The organism is Streptomyces sp. NPDC053367 (assembly GCF_044545925.1).
GTDB lineage: Bacteria > Actinomycetota > Actinomycetes > Streptomycetales > Streptomycetaceae > Streptomyces.
The window spans coordinates 1-2,213 of the sequence record NZ_JBITYN010000028.1; the positions used below are offsets into that span (position 1 = coordinate 1).

1 protein-coding gene is annotated in these 2,213 nt (G+C 73.8%); it reads left to right on the top strand.

Annotated features, from left to right (window positions below; translation table 11 throughout):
- Positions 1-2,213, top strand: a 2,213-nt coding sequence (locus ACIGXJ_RS36975) for a beta-ketoacyl synthase N-terminal-like domain-containing protein (RefSeq protein ID WP_399655292.1), incomplete at both ends; no start/stop codon positions are given.

Consider the following 2,213-nt stretch of genomic DNA (forward strand, 5'->3'; position numbering starts at 1 on the left):
GGCATGGCGGCTCAGCTCGGCGAGGCCGAACTGGCCCGTCTGGAGCGGATGGGCATGAGCGCGCTCACCGCCGAGACCGGTCCGGCCCTGTTCGACCAGGCCCTCGGCGTCGACGCGGCCGTTGTCGTTCCGGCGCGGCTGGACACCAGCGCACTGCGCGCCCAGGCCAGGGCCGGGATGCTCCCGCCGCTGCTGCGCGGGCTGGTGAGGCTCCCGGGCCGGGCCGCAGGAGGCACCGGTGCGCTGGCCCAGCGGCTGGCCGGGGCGTCCGAGGCGGACCGCGAGCGGATCGTCCTCGAACTGGTGCGGGCGCAGGTGGCGTCCGTCCTCGGCCACGCCTCGGCGGCCACGGTCGACCCGGAGCGTGCCTTCAAGGAGCTCGGCTTCGACTCGCTCAGCGCGGTCGAGCTGCGCAACCGGCTCACCCAGGCCACGGGCGTACGGCTGCCGGCCACACTCGTCTTCGACCACCCGTCCCCCGCTGCCGTGGCGCGCTACCTGCGGTCCCAGGTGGCCACGGGCACGCAGGCCACGAACGCGGGGCGCGGTGTGGCGCGGACCCGGCAGGCGGACACGGGCGAGCCCCTGGCCATCGTCGGCATGAGCTGCCGCTACCCGGGCGGGGTGACCACCCCGGAGCAGCTGTGGGAGCTGGTCGCCGCCGGGCGGGACGCCATCGGCCCCTTCCCGACCGACCGCGGCTGGGACCTGGAGCGGCTCTACGACCCCGACCCCGACCAGATCGGGAAGGTGTACGCACGCGGTGGCGGTTTCGTCGAGGGCGCCGGCCTGTTCGACGCCGGCTTCTTCGGGATCAGCCCGCGCGAGGCGACCGCGATGGACCCGCAGCAGCGTCTGCTGCTGGAGGCGTCGTGGGAGGCGTTCGAGTACGCGGGCATCGACCCGACCTCCCTCAAGGGCAGCAACATCGGTGTCTTCTGCGGTGTCAGCTCCTCCGACTACGGCGTGTCCGGAGCCGCGTCCCAGGTCGAGGGCTTCCGGCTCACCGGCTCCAGCACCAGCGTGGTGTCCGGCCGTATCGCCTACATCCTCGGCCTGGAGGGTCCGGCGGTGTCCGTGGACACGGCCTGCTCCTCCTCGGCCGTGGCCCTGCACTTCGCGTCGCAGGCCCTGCGGGCCGGCGAGTGCGAGATGGCGCTCATCGGCGGCGTGACGATCATGTCCGGGCCGTTCCTGCTCACGGAGTTCAGCCGCCAGCGCGGTCTGTCGGTGGACGGACGGTGCCGTGCGTACGCCGCTTCGGCGGACGGCACCGGCTTCTCCGACGGTGTCGGCGCGCTCGTCGTCGAGCGCCTGTCCGAGGCCAAGCGCAAGGGCCACAGGATCCTGGGCGTCCTGCGGGGCAGCGCGATCAACCAGGACGGCGCGAGCAACGGCATCACCGCCCCCAACGGCCCCTCCCAGGAACGCGTCATCCGGCAGGCACTGGCCAACGCGGGCCTGTCACCCGCCGAGATCGACGCGGTCGAGGGTCATGGCACGGGCACGAAGCTGGGTGACCCGATCGAGGCGCAGGCGCTGCTGGCGACCTACGGCCGGGAGCGGGACGGCGACCCGCTGTGGCTGGGTTCGATCAAGTCGAACATCGGTCATACGTCGGCTGCGGCCGGTGTGGCCGGTGTGATCAAGATGGTGATGGCGATGCGGCACGGGATGCTGCCGCCGACCCTGCATGTCGATGAGCCCTCTCCGCACGTGGACTGGGAGTCGGGCGAGGTCCGGCTGCTGACCGAGCCGCGTGAGTGGGCTTCGGACGGCCGTCCCCGCCGTGCCGGTGTCTCGTCGTTCGGTGTGAGCGGCACCAACGCGCACATCATCGTGGAGGAAGCCCCGGCCCAGGAGCCGGAGGCGGCGGACGAGCGGACCGGGTCCGCGGCTCCCGCCGGCGCGCTGCCCGTGCTCGTGTCGGCGCGCGGCGAGGCCGCCCTGCGGGCCCAGGCGCGGCGACTGCGCGAGCGTCTGGCCGCCGATCCGTCCGTGACCGTCGCGGACACCGGCCTTTCCTCCGCCACCACGCGCGCGCTGCTGGAGCGGCGGGCGGCCGTCGTGGCCACGGACCGCGAGGAGCTGCTGGCGGGCCTGGACGCACTGGCCTCCGCCGAGCCCGCGGCGAACGTGGTGGAGGGGCAGGTCGTCGGCTCGGGTGTGAAGCCGGTGTTCGTGTTCCCGGGTCAGGGTGCGCAGTGGGAGGG